Raw genomic sequence first — 16,847 nt, forward strand, 5'->3', positions numbered from 1 at the left:
TGGTACAGTATTCTAGAAAATCCATATCACGAGAATAGGCGTTTGCCCTTGGCGTTGGTGCAGCCATCGCTCAAAAGCAATTGCCAGTTTATTGCTCAAAATCTAGAACGCAGTTGCTATGATCAAACGCCTGCTTGTGGTAGAGTCTCCCGGAAAAGTCAAAAAACTCAGTCAAATTCTGGGTTCGGATTGGAAAGTTCTAGCCAGTTGTGGTCACATCCGAGAACTCAGCAATGAAGGAGACGATTCCTTAGGCTTCGTCATGGATGGTAGTAATGTTAAATGCAATTACGTTCCGCGTGACCAACGAGCGAAAGAAACAATTCAGAAGCTCAAGTCTGCGGTGAGGCAGGTTGATGAAGTTGTATTAGCAACTGACCCAGACCGGGAAGGTGAAACAATCGCTTGGCACCTCAAAGAAACGCTAGGTTTAAGAGAACCGAAACGAGTAATTTATACAGAGATTACAGCATCGGCGGTGCAGAGTGCGATCGCTAATCCCAGAAAGCTAGACCAAAATTTAATCGGTGCTGGGCTGTGCCGAGATTGCCTAGATAAGTTGGTGGGTTACAAGGGTAGCCCTCTAGTTTGGGCATTAAATAACGGCGCTAAGAGTGTTGGCAGAGTCCAAAGCGCGACACTGCACCTGATTTGTCAGCGAGAAAACGAAATTCTGGCTTTTGTCCCCCAAGATTACTGGAGTGTCTGGGTAGATTATGCTGAAGGATTTCGAGCTTTTTACAAAGGGACGGTTGATTCTGCAAAAGATGCAGCAGAACAAGAAACTGAAACTCACGATGACGCGAAAGTGGGTAATAGTCCAGAAACACCGGAGTCTAAGCGCGTTCTTTCGGAAGCAGAGGCAACACGTTTAGTTGAAGAAGCACAGCAACATCCTCATCAGGTGATTCATTTTGAAGGAAAAATCGTTAACCGCCAGCCACCGCCACCATTTACAACTTCTAGCCTTCAGCAAGCAGCCGGTTCAAAGCTGAGGTTTGCTCCCGATAAAACCATGATTGTGGCTCAAAAGCTCTATGAGGCAGGGCTTATCACATATATGCGAACAGACTCAGTGATGCTGAGTCCAGAATTTTGTGCCAGCGCCCGCAAATGGTTAGAGCAAAATGACCCGCCGAATGTACCGCCGCAAGTCGCCAAGCATCGCAGTAGCAAATCGGCTCAAGAAGCACATGAAGCAATTCGTCCAACCGATGTATTTCGTCCCTCAGCTCAGTTGCGTTTAGAACTTCCTGATGATGAGTTTAATCTGTATGTGATGATCTGGAAACGGTCAATTGCTTCTCAGTGTCGTGCTGCTCAATTGCGTAAAACTTTAGTGATTACTCAGTCTGGTTCTCTACTGTGGTCAGCTAGAGGGCAAGTGATTGAATTTTACGGTTATGCCCGGTACTGGAATAATCTCAGCAAGGATAGTGTTTTACCTTCATTACAACAGGGACAAGCATTAAAACTGGAGAATGCTGGACATGAAAAGAAACAGACGCAGCCACCACCCCGTTATAGCGAACCAAAGTTGGTGCAACTGATGGAACGTAAAGGAATTGGTCGCCCAAGTACCTATGCTCCTACTGTTGCAACCTTAAAAAAACGAAATTATGTCGAGTTGAAGAAAGACCATCTGCAACCGACAGCGTTAGGATTAGAAGTTGATGCGTTTTTGCTCAAAGCACTGCCGGATTTACTAGAGGCGGAATTCACAGCGAAAATGGAAGATGCCCTTGATGCAATTTCTGAAGGAAAAAACTCTTGGCAGCATTATTTAACTAGTTGGAATCAGAATTACTTTGTACCAGCGCTTTCCAAAGCTAAAACTGTAGTTGCGAGTTCCCTAACAGGTAAAGCTAATGTGATAACTGAGCGCAAATATGAAACTTCCAAAACACGATGCCCTGAATGCAAAAATTTTCTCGCCAAAATTCCGAGTACTAAAGTTAAAAAGAAATATTTCCTCAAATGCATAAAAGGCTGTGAAAATGTCGTGCTATTTTGGAGCGACTTTAATAAAACTTGGCAGCCACCACAAACTAAAACAGTCCAAACTGAAAATCAACAAAAGCCTCCTGTCAAGATGACGGCATATCCTTGCCCAGTATGTAAGAAGCCTTTAGAGGAGTATAGTTACATCAAAGAAGGGCAGAGTAAGACAATGTTGCGATGTTCTGACCCACAATCGCGTAAAGATACCAAACATAAAGAGGTAGCTTATTTCAGGACGTCAAAAGGGTGGTGGAGTCCTAAGTTTGGGGAGATATCAAAAACTTAACTAATTTTAGCTATTAGTGTTGCAGGTCACTACATTTAGTCTTTTATTTACTCAGTTTCTTTAAAAATATCGTCATCATCTTCAATTTCCTCAGATTCCTCTTCCTCCTCCTCAGAAAAGTCAAGCAAATCTCGAACTTCAGCAAAGGAGTCATCTGATTCAGAAGATTCCTTTATCTGCTCATCAATAAAATCAACTTTAGGTAATATCACATGAAACTCTCTTCTCCAATTTGAAATTAAAACTTCATTCCAGTTAACCTCATTACTGACATTCTCTTTAGTACGTTTTATTAATTCTCTCACGCCATCAGAGGAATCAAGCAATATCATTTTGAGAAGTTCTATGCATTTCTCAACTCCAGAGTTTTTAGTGATCATGGCTAGTTTTTCATTTGGTTGTACTAAAACATTAGACCAATGAGCTTTATTTCTATTGAAAAAGCCATCTTCATACATCTTAGTTATACTAAGCAATATAGCATCAAGAATTTCTGGAATACGGTACTCTATTCTTATCTTAAGCAAGAACCTTGAAACAGCAAAAAAAAGAATTCTTTGTCCTATAAGAGTATACAGAATATTGGAACCCCGTAATTGTTTTATACTTGCTTTTTGGCTTGTAGTTAATCGAGGTTGCTCCGGTTGAAGAGGAATGTTTATACCTACGTAGTCAATCTGTGATACCCAATCCTTGAATGGCTGAAGTTCAGTAAAAAACCACTTCAGCAATCCTTTAGTACCTATTTCATGAAGTTTAGGATGAGACTCATAATAAGTCTCCAGAGCCATATTACGTTCATTTGGTGAATTGAATGATTTCTTTAAAGCTTGCTTCTGATGATCTTTCAATAGTTCAACAGTACATTGGCTCAAGAAATCTAGAGTCGTTAGATAAGGGTCTTGTTGATTCAAGCTTCTTGTTGTGTCAGACCATTTAACGAATCTATCTTCAAGCACTCCTTCCTCTAAAAGCTTTCTAGGAATCAATGCTGATATTTTGCTGTCATCCAACAACAGTTGAGTTGGTTTATCGATTGATTTTGCTGTCTTGTTTATAACTGTAAAAATATTGCGAGTCGCTTTGATTATCTCATCCCTTACAGTTTCACTTAGGTCTGCATGACCAACTCTACCAAGATTACCAAACACTAAATAAACAACTGGTATGTCAAAGGTTTCTAAGCAGCTAAAATTGTCATTTATTTGTTGAGAACTTAAAGGCTCTTTTCCAGTATGGGCGTTCCAATATCTTCTTAATGAAAGAAGTCTATGTTGACCATCAATTACAATTCTAGCTACATTCTTATATAGCTTTAAATTGACCCATTTTTCGACAATTTTTCCCTGACTACTAACTGTAGAGAAGTCCCAAAACTCTCTTTGGTCATTTGAGTTAGGCAAAAGTATGACGACAATTGAATTAAAAAAGCGAATTCCACCCTGCGCTAGGTAAGAAAATATGTCTGTATTAGCTCTATTTTCATCTAGTTTTCGCTGAACTCGTTCAGAGAAGCTCCAACTGCCTTGAATTTCATCAGCAAATCTAATGTTTTCAACTGCATCGCTTTGATCAAGAGTTGTTATGAAGTACCTAACCTCACCAAACTCACCACTAATTGCCTTATATTCAATAGTCTCTGGAGACTGATTATCTAATTCCATTTTTAACTCCTCTGTGTATTAAATTTAGGTTGACATAGTTGAATTAATAGGCTTTCCAACTCTCTAGAAATGTTTTTTGGGCAAGGTAAACAAACGAATAAGAATTCATCATTGGGTCTTATATTTGCATACTTTGAGAAAAACCCATCATCTCGCTCTAAATGCTGAATAAATCTATCTCTTAAGTTACTTGCAGTGCCAATGTAATCTGGACATTGGAGAATGCTACATGAAATTAAAAGATTTTTTAAAATTCTTCGCTCTTTAGGCTGAGAAACAGCTTTGATAAATTTATCCATTCTTGGAGACAAACCAACTGACTCTCCACAAGTATCGACAATGAACTTGCTTCTATTATCTTTCTCAGAAAATTTTGTTTTAAATACCGTATTTTTCATACGAGTATCTATATGGTCAGATAATTTATTTTCTAAAAAATCAAATGCATGATACAAGGCATAAATACCTGATGTTTCAGGAAGGTAATCTGCCGCAGATATAGTTGCTGTGACTACAGTAAAGTTCTTGAAAAAGCTGTCGTGGACTGTTTCTTCCATAGATATAAATTACAAAAAATTAGATGAAAAAGCTCTGTTCTATCCCCATGAGCAGAAAGCTTATGCCTTACCTCAACACCTAACATTTAAGACAGCATTTACTCACGTCTGAAGAACAAGAGTACATCTCAAAGACAAACGATGCTCCTAAAACAGAATATAGACTGTTTAGAGGTTGCAATGTGGACTTTACCATGAGTAAAGAACAGCTAAAAGCTGGTGAATATAAGTCTATGTATCTTTTAACACAGTTTCCTTGCTTTAGTCGCAAGTTCTGCGATGTCTATCTGCTCGTAGTGTTCAAAGAGTTGATGAATCCAGGGGTTATCAGTCAAGTACTTGACATAATAATCGAGTTTTAGAACAGAAGAGGCTTTATACCAAGGTACGGCAGTGCGAATTTCCTCAATAGTGATTGAATTTTACGGTTATGCTCGCTACTAAAATAACTCAGCAAGAATTCAGAATTTTGCTCCAATTAAGATTTAAAGCACAGAATAAAACCTTTACCCAATACCTTTTCCAAAACTGAACCCTATTGGCTACGCATTCATCCCATCCCTAAAGGACACAAGAGCATGAAAACTTTTTGGGTTTTCATGCTCTTGTTGGTGGTTTTTTGCTCTAATTTTTGTAAAGTTCGATTACAAATTTTTGTAGACTTCACCATCATTTCGCTTACCAATACGAAAAACATCAATCAATTTACTTTCTTCATCAATTGTGTAGAGAATTCTATATTCACCTTGATCGACACGATAACCACCCTCATAGCCTTTTAAGGCTTTGCAATCTTGAGGTCGAAAATTGCCTTGAAGCGAAAGGATTTTAGATACAACCTGTTTATAAAGTTTCGCTTGCAAATCTAACAAATCCTTTTCCGCAGTCTTAGCAATTCTCAAACTGTAGCGTTCACTCATTTCCACGCTTGGCACTAATTGCCTCTAAGGTAGTAAACCCATCATTTTCCTCAATTGCACGACGAAGTGTTTCTGAATCAATAACATCTTCAACAGCTTCAAGCAATTTCAAATCATCAAGACTGATAATTGCTACGGCAGCTTTACCATGACGCTGAATTATAATCCGCTCACCTTTATACTCAGCACGATTAATAAGCTCTTGGAAGTTTGCACGAGCTTCTGTTGCACTTATGGCAGTCATATCGCCTCATAAAATTAAATAATTGATCCTAACTAAAATGTAATTTTTGTACAAATTGCTAAAAATATACTAAATTTACATTATGTATTAATATTACACAATGGATAAAAGAATTTCCAGTTGATTTTAGATTTATGCACTGTGATGCGATCGCTTCAAACCCTCTTTAGCTCAATTTAGAGCAAGCGAAAGTCAGAAGATCCTAAGTACTTCCCCTAACTGTCCTCAGTTGTACCTGGCGTGAGCAGCCGCTTAATTTGGTGAGCCAATAATTCTAGTCCAGCATCCTTGGCAAAAAATCCATCTGCTTCGGGACACATTTGTTTGCCATGCACCTCTAACTCATTCTTGCTCATAAAAGCCGTAACGAGGATGACCAGAGGAGAACGAGGCAAGCGGCGCTTGAGAGCAGTAACAATTTCCATACCATCTGTACTTAGCTCATGCCGAGCCGTAGGCAGCACGAAATCGACCAGAAATATATCATACTGGTTTAGTTCGTCTAACTCCCATAAGAAACTAGACACGGACTTATAGGTTGCCACAGCATATTCTTGCTTCAGAAAGCGTTGGACGATCCGACACCAGTGTTCGTCATCATCCAAAATCGCTAGCTTGTACATGGAGATTCAATTCCTTTTTTGACCGAGTAGAGTAATCATATCCAAAAAGCCATCGTAGTCAGTGATGGGTTTGGTATAGCAACTGTCAGCCCCAGATTGGGACAACAGGAGATGTTGCTCGGCCGGCATGGTGTAAGCCGTCACCAAGATAATTGGTATTTGTTTCCACTGTTGCTTCAAATGGCGCGACAGCATGGAGCCATCGACTTTTTGTCCTTCCCACCTAGCTCCCGGCAAATTGATATCCATAATCACCAGTTCTACTGCCCCGGCTTCGCATAGGTGAAATATCTCTTTTGGTTCCACAGCAATAAACACCTGATGACCCCCTAAACGTTCGATTAGTTTGGCGGTTCCCTTAGCCAGGAGTTCGTTATCTTCAACCAGTAGGATATTCAAAACTGTCACCTCTGATCTGACTTGGTTCGTTTAAGGGCAAGGTAAACTTTACCGTGCTTCCTTGCCCTAGTCCTGGGCTTTCAAGCCATATCTTACCACCCATCAGTTCCACCAATCGCTTGCAAATAGTCAGCCCTAAGCCGGTGCCCCCGTAGGCACGCTGGGCAAAACCATCAGCTTGCACAAATGGAGAAAACAGTTGCTCTGAGTCTTCCATGTCAATGCCGATACCTGTGTCGTGTACCGATATTTGAGCCATTGTCCCAGTACTATCAACGACAGCGCGGACATCGATTTGACCCTCATCTGTGAATTTGAAGGCGTTATCCAACAGGTTTGTCATCACCTGACGGACTTTGATCTTGTCGGCGAAAACAGTCTCGATTTCACAGTGGAGTGTCAGAGGAATTGCCTTGTAGCGGCTTTCGGCGCCTGAGAGGAAACATTGCTCTTGTAAAAGCTTTTCTAGATAAACTGTCTCTAAATCTAAGGCTATGCGCCCGTCTTCAATCTTGGCAATGTCAAGCACATCGTTAATGATGGTGACAAGATTTTGCGTCGATTGGTAAGCGCCGTCTATATATTCGCGCAACTCATCTTCGTCTTCATAAAGGCGGTCTTTAAGCAACTTTAAATAGTTTAAGGTTGAGGCCAGAGGGGTTCGCAGTTCGTGGCTGGTAGAAGCCAAGAAGTTGCTCTTGAGGCGACTCACCTCTTCGGCGGCAGCTCGGGCATGAGAAAGAGCTTCGTTGTGCATCTCAACTATCAGACGTTGCTGCCGTTCGCGCTGATAGAGGCGGTTTTGCAGCACGGCTAGCGATAGGTGAATGTTCAAAGATTGGATGAGTTCCATCTCTTCGATGCTCCAGGCATGAGCTTTATCTTGTTTAAGCGCCTGCCATTGTGCCATTGACTGACGGGGGCGCTGTTGGCGCTCATCAGTCTCTTCATAGCCTGGCCAAAGACCTTGTGTGCCGATTTGGTCGCGAAAGAAGGTTAGATACCCTAAAAATTCCTTACCATAATACAACGGTTGAACAATCAAACCCCGAATCGGTGTGGTCTGGAAGGATTCAATCAGTTGGTGCAAACGCGGTTCTTGTTGAAGATTAATTACCACTCGCACGGCTGGTTTATTTTCTTGGGTTAAGTCAGCGTCGATGGGAGCAGGAGTTTCCCCTACCTCTTGCCAAAGGGGATGATTTTCTAGTAAGTTTGGTTGCTCAAGTTGGGATGGGGTCGGCTGATTTCCGTAAGTATAAAGATGGGCTGGTAAAGCCTCATCTGGGGAAGTGAGGTACAACCTGCCTCCAGAACTGCCAGAAGCTTTTACTGCTTGCTCTAAAACATTATGCAAAATCTGCTCAGGGGTCAGAGGCGCGTGCAGCAGAGTGGCAATCTGATTGACGATCGCTTCGCGTTGCTGTTTTTCCTGCATCTGACTCAGCAGATTTGCCTGGGTGATTGCCAGTGAAACCTGGTCAGCGAGTAATTGGACGATCTGCAAATCCTCAGATGAAATTCCTCTGGGTTCGGCATGATGAGAGATCAACAGCCCCCAGAGTTCCTGTTGATAAATTATTGGTACTACCAGAGAAGATTGCACACCCATCTGGGTGAGATAGTCCAGATGGCAAGGGTCTACTGGACGGCTTAAAATATCTTGAAGGGGTTGCTCTTGCACTTCTTCAACGGTCAAGTCACCGGTTGCCGTTGTTTTAGGAGCCGACAGTGAGTTGAGGATAATTCGCTGTTCGCTGACATTGACAATGGAGCGGGTACGTGCTTTAACAAACAAAGCCCGCGCTTGGGGCGGAATGTCATCAGATGGATAGTGTAATCCCAGTAAAGAAGGTAGGCGGTTGGGGGCGCTAGCTTCAGCAACGACGTGTCCATGCCCGTCACGATCAAAGCGGTAGACCTTAGTCCGGTCGGTTTGTAAAAATGCCCGCAACTCAACCACAGTTGCATCCAAAATTTCTTGCAGGTTCAGCGATTGCCGGATGCGGTTCGCCATCCGAGCCAGTAGAGCTTCTTTGCGTTCAGGAAGGAACTGATCTTTTAGGTTTCTAAAACCAGAATTTGTAGCCAACTCTTACTCTCGACTTCTTAAAATAATTATTTATTATTTAACCAGGCTAGCAATTACCATCGCTAATTTTGCTGGTTCTATTGGCTTAGTCAAATGTTTTTGAAATCCTGCTTGGAGAATTTTAGACTGGTTAATCTCTCCAGCATAAGCTGTCAGTGCGATCGCTCGAATCTCTCCCCCTTGTTCAGGCGGTAGCGAACGAATTTCCCGAATCAGCATATAGCCATCCATTTCTGGCATCCCAATATCACTTAAAATAATATGTGGTTTCTCAAGTGCAAAGGCTTTTAGTGCAAGCGATGCTGAGGCGAAGGCACGCACAGAAGCACCATACTGTTGCAGAGTGAAAACTATTAGCTCGCGGGTATCAACTTCATCATCCACGACTAGCACATTTAACCCCTGAAGATTGGGGGAACCGTCAGCCAAACCCTTATCTTCACTGGCTTCAGCCTCGACGCTCTTGATAGGTAACAAGACAGTAAAGGTTGCACCTTTATCTTCTCCCTCACTTTTTGCTTGGATTGTTCCACCGTGCAGTTCAACGATTTGACGAGCGATCGCTAAACCAAGCCCTAAGCCACCAAAGCTTCTTGTTGTGGTATTGTCAGCTTGACGGAAGTAATCAAATACGTGAGGCAGAAATTCTGGATTGATGCCCTTACCCGTGTCACTGACTTGGATTTGCGCTTGTGTACCCACGCGCTCAAGTCGGATTTCCACCTCACCCCCGGACTCTGTAAACTTAACGGCGTTAGATAACAAATTCCAGACGACTTGCTGCAAGCGACTGGGATCGCCCAAAACTTTCCCTATAGTTGGCTTAAACTGTTGCAAGTAGGTGAAATACCGTTCTGGATAGGAATACAACAGGGGGGCTTGACGTTCTAGGCAGATGCCGCAGCAACTAAAGCTATAAGGGGTGGCAGTTTGTTCATAGGCTTCTAACATCCCGGCTAGTGCGAACCAGCGACAAATATCTTCCCCGTTCTGAGTCACTTCAAGTAAACTGACACCTGCTGATTCTGCTTGACACAGTTGAGCAATTATTTTTACAAGCTTTTGGAGCAGAATTTGAGGCTGCTCAACTAGTACAGCACGGCATAAATAAACCACCCATTCCAAATCAACGAAACTATTACCCTGTATTCATTTTGACTTTTGACTTTTGACTTTTGACTTCCGCCCTGCGGTACTAGTTGCCCTATCAGGGTATGAAGTGCATCGTTTTCTTCCTTGAGGTTGGTGGTTCTGGGTATTCTACGGGACAACTCTTGAGTGATGAGAATATCGTCTAAACATATTTGCTCCACTTCCTCATTCGTCATTACACTACTCCGCTTCTAAGAAATATTGCCTCAGCAGTTCCTGTCTAGATTCACCCAAGTTTCGTAATATTTTTTCAATTTTTATCAAGAAAAAATCAAAATTCATTCTGAATAAAAGGGTTTTATACACGCGCATAATAAGGGCATTTTACAATCAGGTGGTAGTATAAAATTCTTTCATTCTTACTTCTGGATTTTGGCCAAGCTCTCTCGGCAAGGCAGGAAGGAGGGGGAAAGAAAAAGTTTTTGGGAAAGCCTTTTGCCAAGACCTAATTGGGTACAGGCCACCATACCGGAGGTATGGTGGTCTCCAATACGTTTAAAAACTCGCAACCCTACGCTATCAATTGTGGTTATAAGCCCCTATTAATTGTTCTCTTTAGCATAGATACCCCCTGCTTTCTTTTTTAGCTTCCTTTTATTTGCAAAAAATTAAAGACTACGACAAAATGATTTGCTGTTGGGATTTCCTGAGGAAAGAGTTTGGAAGTTCCTTCTAATACTAGCAATGGTTTTTTGTTTGAAAAGGCTAATTCCCTATTTCCTACTCCCCACCCACATAGATAATTTCAAAAATCAAATACGATTCCTATATTGAAATTAATTTGCAATTGATAGTGCTAAGGGAAGCGATGCCTGCGGCGAGCTACGCTAATGCTAATATCTAAAAATTGACTAGTATTTTTGACTATGAGATTAACATTGTTTAGTATTAATCAACACATTTGATTTACTTTAGCCGCGAGTTGTGCGATATTCATCTGCTCGTAGTGTTCAAAAGGTTGATGAATCCAGGGGTTATCAGCCAAATAATCAACATAATAATTGGGTGCTATAACTGAACAAGCTTTATACCAAAGAACGGCGGTGCGAATTTCCTCAATGGGGAAATCAGTATTTTGCTTGAGCCAAGGTATAGTTTGCTGGAGTGTGATACCAGAGTCTACCAAATCATCCACTAAGAGAATGCGGGAACCTAACTTTTCGGCAGTCATCGTTAAGTGGCGGGAGAAAATTAAATTATTTCTTTCTTGTTTACCAGTGCCACTGTAAGATGAGGTTGCTAAAATTGCCAACGGCTGCTGGTATATACGCGAAAGAATATCCCCGATTCGTAGTCCTCCTCTGGCAAGACAGATAATCTGGTTAAATTCCCAACCGGATTCATAAATCTGAATAGCCAGTTGTTCAATTTTTTGGTGATAATCTGACCAAGAAACATAAAGGTCTGGCATAAGTCTAACGGGAGTGGTAGATGGCTAGTATTGAAGGCGATTGCAGACTTTTTATTTTAGTATGAGTGCAAAGTTTTATGAATGATTCTACTGCTGATAGTGATAGCCAACGAAATCCTCTTACTGAAAAACTCGATTTTAAAACCAAGCTGGCTTACGGTGCAGGGGATTTAGGGCCAGCAATTACTGCAAATATCTCTGTCTTTTATCTGCTGATTTTCTTTACCAATGTCGCTGGTATCCCTGCGGGTTTAGCTGGCACTATTTTGATGATTGGCAAAATCTGGGATGGGGTAAATGATCCGCTTGTCGGGTTCCTGACTGATAAAACGAAATCTCGGCGTTGGGGCCGTCGTCTTCCCTGGATGTTTTATGGAGCAATCCCCTTTGGAATTTTATTCTTCTTGCAGTGGATTGTACCGCGATTTAGTGCAAATCAGAGTGAGAATATTTGGCCGCTTTTCTGGTATTACGTAGCGATTGGGATTCTATCTCAAGCGTTTTACACGGTTGTGAATTTGCCTTATACGGCGATGACTCCAGAACTAACTCAAGATTACGACGAACGCACCAGCCTTAACAGCTATCGCTTTACATTTTCTATCGGTGGCAGCATTCTATCATTGATTTTAGCGCTAATTATTTTTATCAAAATTAGCGATCGCCAACAAGCATATCTCGTTTTAGCAGCAGTTTGTACTGTAATTTCGATTTTAGGGTTATACTGGTGCGTTTTTGGAGTCCGCGATCGCATCTTGGCTTTTGAGGCTAAACGCATTTTAGTCGAGGAACCTGCATCTCTCCCCTTCGGCGAACAGCTAAAAATAGTCTTCAGCAACCGACCTTTTTTATTTGTTATTGGTATATATCTTTTTTCTTGGCTAGGTGTGCAGATTACAGCCAGCATTATTCCCTATTTTGTAGTCAATTGTATGGGCCTCAAAGAATCAGATGTGCCCACAGTGCTGATTGCAGTCCAAGTAACTGCTCTGCTGATGCTATTTGTCTGGGGTGAGTTGAGTAAAAAACTTGGGAAAAAAGTTGTTTATTTTCTGGGAATGAGTTTGTGGATAATAGCCGCCGCCGGACTATTTTTTTTAAAACCCGGTCAAATAATTTTGATGTATGTAATGGCTGTTATGGCTGGTATTGGTGTCTCCACAGCATATTTAATTCCCTGGTCGATGATTCCAGATGTGATTGAATTAGATGAACTGCAAACCGGACAACGCAGAGAAGGTATTTTTTATGGCTTCATGGTTTTGCTACAAAAATTTGGTTTAGCTTTCGGGCTATTTTTGGTGGGAAATGCTTTGCAAGTAGCCGGTTTCAAAGAATCTGTAGCCGGAAGTCCACTACCCATCCAACCTGAATCTGCACTGTTTGCGATTCGCATTGCTGTTGGGCCTATACCTACAATTTGTTTGCTTTGTGGCTTAGTTTTAACGTATTTTTACCCAATTACCCGCGAGATGCACGCAGAGATTATGCTAAAACTCAAAGAGCGGCAAGAGAAGAGGGGTTGACAATTCAAAATTCAACGTTGCTGAATCCAAGTATGAATCATGCGATGCCTGCGGCGGGCGTAGCCATAGCTTTAAGGGACTTCCTGAAAATAAATTATCCAATTTACTCAGATCATATTTCATATTTTTCTTTCTCCCCTTGCCCCCTGCCCCCCTGCCTACACCACGATCACATACTTTAATTATGCAATGCTCAAAATTCAATCTATCAAAATAGTGAATTCATTTCATTACTAATGACGCAAGAATTTATATCTAGGGAACGATATGGCAAATAAGCTAAATAAAGTAGAAATAGTATACTAAGTCACATGAGATTGTATTCTATGAAATTGAATTATGTTACAAAACAGCTTTCTACCGTAAAACGCTGGATGGCTACAACACTGTTTTGTATGTTAGCGATCGCTTTCGTTTGGCAAGGTGCATTTTTATCGAACACTTCAGCAATGGCTGCTCCTACCGCAACCTTGATCGCATCATCAGACGCAGGCGATAAAGTTCAAGAAAAAACCAGTAAAGATGCTGGACGAGCCAAAAATTTCATCGAAGATACAAAAAATAAAGTTAAAGATGCTGCCAAGAGCAACGCCAGTAAAGTTGATCAAGCAACGGACAATGGTAGTTTTGTTGAGCGCAAAGCAAAGAGAGACGCGGCTACAATTCAAAGAAGAGCAGACGAAGATGCGGCTCGGACTAAAGAAGCAGTAGACAACACAAAGAATGTTGTTGAACGCACTGTTGATAATATCAAGGATGCTTTTGGTAAATAGTAATCCTATCTAATTTCGTTCAAATCGAAAGGCTTAGATTCCCAACTTCTGAGAAAAGTTGGGAATCTTGCTGTTTACAAATAATTTAAGAAAGTCTAAATTTATTGCACAGATTAATTTATATTTGTGATGTGATTCTAATTCAATACGCTTGGGTTAAGGCTAAAACTCTTTGTCAAACTCAATTTTTTTAACGTAGACGCTTCTCTACGAGACGCTACGCGAACGGCTTGCCGCAGGCTACCGCCAAGGACGCCAAGGACGCAGAGAGAAGAAAGAAATGCTTAACTGAACTGTATTGGATTCTAATTGGCATGTTATTAGCTAGTTATCTTAGAAATAAAACAAAATTTTATAATTTTTATAATTATTAATTGAGAAAGATTATTTTACTAAAGAAATACTGAGTTTAGCTAAAGCAAGCGATCTAGTTAACGAGTTTCCGCAAACTGCTGCTATAATACTTGTTTTTATACGAATCAAAAGCCATTTTTAAGTAGTATTGCTTATTGACAAATGTGCTTTTGTTTTAAATTTTTTAAGTTTATTTGGACAAATTGTTAATAGCTAACAAATTTTTCAACATTATCAATTACGAAGTTATACTTTCCGCTACAACTTAGTAACAATGTAAGAGTCTGAATTATGTGAACAACCCCACCGTGGGAAAATCAAAATACCGAAAACCTGAAGTTAGAGAGGAAAACCCTATAATATGCATCTGAGCGAAATCACCCATCCTAATCAGTTGCACGGTTTATCTGTTCGCCAACTGCAACAGATTGCCCGTCAGATTCGAGATAAGCATCTCCAAACCGTAGCAGTTAATGGTGGACACTTGGGGCCAGGGTTGGGTGTTGTAGAATTAACACTAGGACTTTACCAGACACTGGACTTAGATCGGGATAAAGTGATTTGGGATGTAGGACACCAGGCTTATCCCCACAAACTGCTTACAGGACGTTACGATCGCTTCCACACCCTCAGACAAAAAGACGGAGTTGCAGGTTATCTCAAACTCTGCGAAAACAAGTTTGATCACTTTGGGGCTGGACATGCTTCTACAAGTATTTCAGCAGCATTAGGCATGGCTTTAGCAAGAGATTTAAAAGGAGAAAAATTTAAAGCCGTTGCTGTAATTGGTGATGGGGCGCTAACTGGGGGTATGGCTTTAGAAGCCATCAACCATGCCGGACACTTGCCAAAAACTAACCTGTTGGTTGTTCTCAACGACAACGACATGTCTATATCTCGTAACGTCGGCGCGATTCCCCGCTATCTGAACAAAATGCGCCTTAGCCAGCCGGTGCAATTTATTAAAGATAATCTTGAAGAACAATTCAAGCAAATTCCCTTCGTGGGTGAATCCTTGTCTCCCGAACTCGGACGCATCAAAGAAGGCATGAAACGCTTGGCTGTTCCCAAGGTAGGTGCAGTTTTTGAAGAACTCGGTTTTACCTACATTGGGCCAGTCGATGGGCATAATCTTGAAGAATTGATTGCCACCTTCCAACAAGCACATCAAATACCAGGCCCAGTTTTGGTACATGTAGCAACAGTCAAAGGCAAAGGTTATGAAATTGCCGAACTCGATCAAGTTGGCTACCACGCCCAAAGCCCCTTCAACGTAGCAACTGGCAAAGCCATTCCTTCTAGCAAACCCAAACCCCCGGCTTATGCCAAAGTCTTTTCTCACACTTTGGTGAAACTTGCCGAACAAAACCCGAAAATCGTTGGGATTACTGCGGCGATGGCAACGGGGACAGGTTTAGATAAACTTCAAGCCAAACTGCCCAATCAATATATTGATGTCGGCATTGCTGAACAACACGCAATCACCCTAGCAGCAGGACTTGCAACTCAAGGGATGCGTCCCGTAGCTGCCATTTATTCTACCTTTCTGCAACGCGCTTATGACCAGATAATTCACGATGTCTGCATCCAAAACCTGCCAGTATTCTTCTGTTTAGATAGGGCAGGAATTGTCGGATCTGATGGGCCCACCCACCAGGGTATGTATGACATCGCTTATCTGCGTTGCATTCCCAATATGGCAATAATGGCACCCAAGGATGAAGCAGAATTGCAACGCATGGTAGTAACTGGCGTTAACCATACCAGTGGCCCGATCGCTATGCGTTATCCTCGTGGCAATGGCTATGGTGTCCCCCTGATGGAAGAAGGTTGGGAACCTTTGGAAATCGGCAAAGGCGAAATTCTGCGTACAGGTGATGACGTGTTAATCGTCGGCTATGGCACAATGGTTTATCCAGGAATGCAAGCTGCGGAAATTCTCAGCGAACATGGCATTGAAGCAACTGTAATTAATGCCCGTTTTGTTAAGCCTTTGGATACCGAGTTGATTTTACCTTTAGCTAAGAAAATCGGCCGCGTTATCACCTTAGAAGAAGGCTGTGTCATGGGTGGCTTTGGTAGTGCGATCGCTGAAGCTTTACTAGACGCAGATATTCTCGTTTCTGTCAAGCGATTCGGTGTACCAGATGTATTAGTAGATCATGCTGAACCCAATGAATCTAAAACAGAATTAGGTTTAACTAGCCATCAAATAGCAGAGAGAGTGTTGCAAGCTTTCTTTAAACAGCAAGTATCTGCTATTGTTTAGTTAATTTTTTGTAGTAATAAATCGCCCACACTTGTTATTCAGGTGTGGGCGATTTGCTTATGAAAACAGCAAGTTTAATATTAAAAATATCATGTTCGGTTAAACTATTAGTCAATTACCGAAAATTATCAAGTATTAAATAATTACTTAAATTTATTTTTGTTTTTCCATTATCTGTATACTTAATCTTGTTAATTACTAGGTTCATTATACCATCAATTTAATAGCTGGATCAAGTTAGTAGCAAGCGATCGCTTTCTAGCTTTCATGGGTTTGACAAGTGAAGTTGACCTCGCATATTGTCGTGATCATTTTCAAAAATCAAACCGAATTCCGATATTCAGTCAAGAAGAATGCTTGTCAAAACTTCAAAAAAGGAAAAATATGCCAGGAACTACATTACCGACGGCTCAAAACATTGGAATTCTCAAATCTTTTAACTACAATGATGCCATAACAAATGCAAATCCAGTTGATTACTACAAATTTTCTCTAAGCAGCACAAATGATATTACTTTGTTGTTGAGTGGAGTAATTCAAAACTATCTCTATGCCAAAATCTATTACGACAAGAAT

The 16,847-nt window shown here is 41.3% G+C and carries 13 protein-coding genes and 3 pseudogenes; 5 read left to right on the forward strand and 11 right to left on the reverse strand.

Annotated elements, in window-relative coordinates:
• Positions 1 to 118: 118 nt before the first annotated feature.
• On the forward strand, positions 119 to 2,287 hold the full coding sequence (gene topA / locus RMZ43_RS34925; RefSeq protein WP_322656029.1) for a type I DNA topoisomerase: 2,169 nt from the start codon (positions 119 to 121) through the stop codon (positions 2,285 to 2,287).
• 47 nt (positions 2,288 to 2,334) lie between these two features.
• Here topA and RMZ43_RS34930 read toward each other — a convergent pair whose 3' ends face one another.
• The 11 genes and pseudogenes from RMZ43_RS34930 to RMZ43_RS34980 form a co-directional block, all read right to left on the reverse strand.
• A complete protein-coding gene (locus RMZ43_RS34930; RefSeq protein ID WP_322646951.1) occupies positions 2,335 to 3,951 on the reverse strand; it encodes a DNA sulfur modification protein DndB in 1,617 nt (538 codons plus the stop codon).
• 2 nt (positions 3,952 to 3,953) lie between these two features.
• On the reverse strand, positions 3,954 to 4,508 hold the full coding sequence (locus RMZ43_RS34935) for a GIY-YIG nuclease family protein (RefSeq protein ID WP_322656028.1): 555 nt from the start codon (positions 4,506 to 4,508) through the stop codon (positions 3,954 to 3,956).
• 242 nt (positions 4,509 to 4,750) lie between these two features.
• Positions 4,751 to 4,918: pseudogene (locus RMZ43_RS34940) on the reverse strand (phosphoribosyltransferase); the annotation flags it as partial.
• Positions 4,919 to 5,152: 234 nt separating this feature from the next.
• Positions 5,153 to 5,428: a type II toxin-antitoxin system RelE family toxin gene (locus RMZ43_RS34945; protein ID WP_322656027.1), complete on the reverse strand. Its 276-nt coding sequence runs from the start codon at positions 5,426 to 5,428 to the stop codon at positions 5,153 to 5,155.
• Positions 5,421 to 5,672, reverse strand: coding sequence for a type II toxin-antitoxin system Phd/YefM family antitoxin (locus tag RMZ43_RS34950; protein ID WP_322646954.1), 252 nt, complete (start codon positions 5,670 to 5,672; stop codon positions 5,421 to 5,423). Before RMZ43_RS34950 ends, RMZ43_RS34945 begins: the two co-directional genes overlap by 8 nt.
• A gap of 215 nt (positions 5,673 to 5,887) precedes the next feature.
• Positions 5,888 to 6,295: a response regulator gene (locus RMZ43_RS34955; RefSeq protein ID WP_322646955.1), complete on the reverse strand. Its 408-nt coding sequence runs from the start codon at positions 6,293 to 6,295 to the stop codon at positions 5,888 to 5,890.
• A gap of 6 nt (positions 6,296 to 6,301) precedes the next feature.
• Positions 6,302 to 6,703 (reverse strand): response regulator, encoded by a 402-nt coding sequence (locus RMZ43_RS34960; protein WP_322646956.1) that lies wholly within the window; start codon positions 6,701 to 6,703, stop codon positions 6,302 to 6,304.
• On the reverse strand, positions 6,675 to 8,786 hold the full coding sequence (locus RMZ43_RS34965; RefSeq protein ID WP_322656026.1) for a sensor histidine kinase: 2,112 nt from the start codon (positions 8,784 to 8,786) through the stop codon (positions 6,675 to 6,677). Before RMZ43_RS34965 ends, RMZ43_RS34960 begins: the two co-directional genes overlap by 29 nt.
• Before the next feature lie 33 nt (positions 8,787 to 8,819).
• A pseudogene (locus tag RMZ43_RS34970) lies at positions 8,820 to 9,596 on the reverse strand (ATP-binding response regulator); the annotation flags it as partial.
• 278 nt (positions 9,597 to 9,874) lie between these two features.
• The gene (locus RMZ43_RS34975) at positions 9,875 to 10,114 is read right to left on the reverse strand and encodes a hypothetical protein (RefSeq protein WP_322656025.1); all 240 of its coding nucleotides are present in this window, start codon (positions 10,112 to 10,114) and stop codon (positions 9,875 to 9,877) included.
• 716 nt (positions 10,115 to 10,830) lie between these two features.
• Positions 10,831 to 11,349: a phosphoribosyltransferase gene (locus RMZ43_RS34980; protein ID WP_322656024.1), complete on the reverse strand. Its 519-nt coding sequence runs from the start codon at positions 11,347 to 11,349 to the stop codon at positions 10,831 to 10,833.
• Between the two features lie 77 nt (positions 11,350 to 11,426).
• On the opposite strand from RMZ43_RS34980, the gene RMZ43_RS34985 reads away from it, so the two are divergent.
• From RMZ43_RS34985 to RMZ43_RS35000, 4 genes and pseudogenes are all read left to right on the forward strand, one after another.
• A complete protein-coding gene (locus RMZ43_RS34985) occupies positions 11,427 to 12,875 on the forward strand; it encodes an MFS transporter (RefSeq protein ID WP_322656023.1) in 1,449 nt (482 codons plus the stop codon).
• A gap of 326 nt (positions 12,876 to 13,201) precedes the next feature.
• Complete coding sequence (locus tag RMZ43_RS34990) at positions 13,202 to 13,648, forward strand: hypothetical protein (protein WP_322656022.1); 447 nt, start codon at positions 13,202 to 13,204, stop codon at positions 13,646 to 13,648.
• 715 nt (positions 13,649 to 14,363) lie between these two features.
• Positions 14,364 to 16,271, forward strand: coding sequence for a 1-deoxy-D-xylulose-5-phosphate synthase (gene dxs / locus RMZ43_RS34995; RefSeq protein ID WP_322655771.1), 1,908 nt, complete (start codon positions 14,364 to 14,366; stop codon positions 16,269 to 16,271).
• A gap of 384 nt (positions 16,272 to 16,655) precedes the next feature.
• A pseudogene (locus RMZ43_RS35000) lies at positions 16,656 to 16,847 on the forward strand (FG-GAP repeat domain-containing protein); the annotation flags it as partial.

Source organism: Nostoc sp. CmiVER01 (assembly GCF_034531135.2).
In the GTDB taxonomy this organism is placed as follows: Bacteria; Cyanobacteriota; Cyanobacteriia; order Cyanobacteriales; family Nostocaceae; genus Nostoc.